Raw genomic sequence first — 2,048 nt, forward strand, 5'->3', positions numbered from 1 at the left:
CGGCTCGGCTGATCGCGACCCTGGGTCGTGGTCTGGTCACGCTGGGTCTGATCACGCTGCGTCGTACTTTGATCACGTTGTGTCGTGCCCTGGCCGGTCGTCTGGCCCTTTTCGGACTTCTGTTCAGCCTTGTGCTCGGACTTCATGCCGCCGCGGTCCTCCTTGCCCTCGGCCTTCACGTCGTTGCCGCCCTTCTTCTGGTCTTCGGCACGCTGATTCTTTTCAGCGCCCATCGACTTCTGCTCGGACTGCGTGGACTTCATGTCAGACTTGCCGCCGCTGTCACGGCCGCTATCGCGCTGCATTGTGCCCGACGACGCGCCACCGCGCTCGGACGAAGGCGCGCTCTGCTGCGCCGCGGAACCGGCCGACCCTGCGTCCCGGCCCTGCGCATTGGCAAAGCCGGTTCCGGCGATCAGCGCCGCCGCGGCGACCGAAATCAAAAAGCGATTACTCATGGAATGTCTCCTCACGTGTTCTGCTTGCCCATGCTAGTGTTCCGTCCCGGAAATTCGCTGACAAAGTCGCGCGAGTTTCTGAAGGATGGAGTCAGCGGTAGCGGTCCACACGAACGGGCATGAATTTGCATTGTGAGCGCGGATGAAGTGGTCGATTTTTTGGACGAGGTCGGCGGTGGAATCGAAAGAGCCGCGACGGATAGCGCGTTGAGTGATGAGAGCGAAGAAGCGTTCGACCTGGTTAAGCCAGGAGGCGTAGGTGGGCGTGAAATGAATGTGCCAACGCGGACGGCGTGCGAGCCAAGCTCTGACCTTGGGATGCTTGTGGGTGGCGTAGTTGTCGACGACGAGATGGACATCGAGCTGGGCTGGCACGTTGGTCTCGATGTGACGCAGGAAGGCGAGGAACTCCTGATGGCGATGGCGGGGTTTGCATTGGGCGATGACCGCGCCGTTGAGCACGTTGAGGGCGGCGAACAGGGTGGTCGTGCCGTGGCGCTGGTAGTCGTGGGTGACGCCTTCGATGTAGCCGAACCCCATGGGAAGCATGGGCTGGGTGCGTTCGAGGGCCTGGATCTGGCTCTTCTCGTCGACGCAAAGCACCACTGCCTTGTCCGGCGGATTGAGATAAAGCCCGACCACGTCGCGCAGCTTCTCGACGAAAAAGGGATCAGTCGAAAGCTTGAAGCTGCGGGTGCGGTGGGGTTGCAGACCGAAGAGCTGGAACAGACGATGGACGGTGCTCTTGGTAATCCCGGTCTCTTTGGCGATGGCGCGCACGCTCCAGTGTGTTGCCGCCTTGGGCTTGCGAGCCAGCGTCTTGGTGATCAACTCGGCCACCGCCTCATCCTCAACCGTACGGGGCCTGCCGCTACGCATCTCGTCGTAGAGCCCCTCGATCCGATCGGCGATGAAGCGCTTGCGCCATTTGCCGATCGTGTGCGGGCCGACGCCAAGCCGCGTCGCCACGACGGCGTTGCTGGGCTCGCGCTCGCATGCCAGCACGATCTTCGCCCGCAACGTCAGTGCCGCCGGCAACGAGCGCGACCGCGTTATGGCCAAAAGATGCGTACGTTCGTCGCTGGAAATCGTCAGCATCGCCTTCGGGCGGCCGGTTCGCATCGGGCATCTCCTTCGATCAGGATACCCGAAACTGATGCAATAATTATGCTACGAACTTACGGGACGGAACACTAGGTCATGCCATCATTGCCCCGACTACCGGTAAAGCAATTACACTGCACTCGCATCACAAACGTGTCAAACCAGAAAATACAACCCAACGCTAAAATCCACAACGCCGATCAAGCACCGGCCACAACCGGCAACTCCGCGATCATCCTAATACCCGGCCGCCTCCGCCAATGAATGTGCGACGGCTCGACTGCCAGCTTGAGCGCGGGCCAGCGCGTGAACAGCGCCTGCAGCGCGCAGATCGCTTCGATGCGGGCGAGCTGGTGGCCCAGGCAGAAATGAATGCCGGTGCCGAACGCGAGATGCCGGTTCGGCCGCCGTTCGAGATCGAGGCGCTCGGGACACTCGTTCGCATCGGAGTCCAGATTGGCCGCGACGATCATCGCCATGACCCGG

At 61.7% G+C, this 2,048-nt stretch carries 2 protein-coding genes and 1 pseudogene; all 3 read right to left on the minus strand.

All coding sequences use genetic code 11. From position 1 onward, the window contains the following. Positions 1–443 (minus strand): annotated as a pseudogene (locus tag VGP39_RS20970) (hypothetical protein); the annotation flags it as partial. A 48-nt stretch (positions 444–491) separates the two neighbouring features. Further along, positions 492–1,580, minus strand: coding sequence for an IS630 family transposase (locus tag VGP39_RS20975; protein ID WP_327570012.1), 1,089 nt, complete (start codon positions 1,578–1,580; stop codon positions 492–494). A gap of 182 nt (positions 1,581–1,762) precedes the next feature. Next, the coding region (locus VGP39_RS20980; protein ID WP_327570013.1) for a cytochrome P450 at positions 1,763–2,048 on the minus strand (286 nt) is incomplete at its 5' end.

The sequence above is a fragment of the Bradyrhizobium sp. genome (assembly GCF_036009065.1).
GTDB lineage: Bacteria > Pseudomonadota > Alphaproteobacteria > Rhizobiales > Xanthobacteraceae > Bradyrhizobium.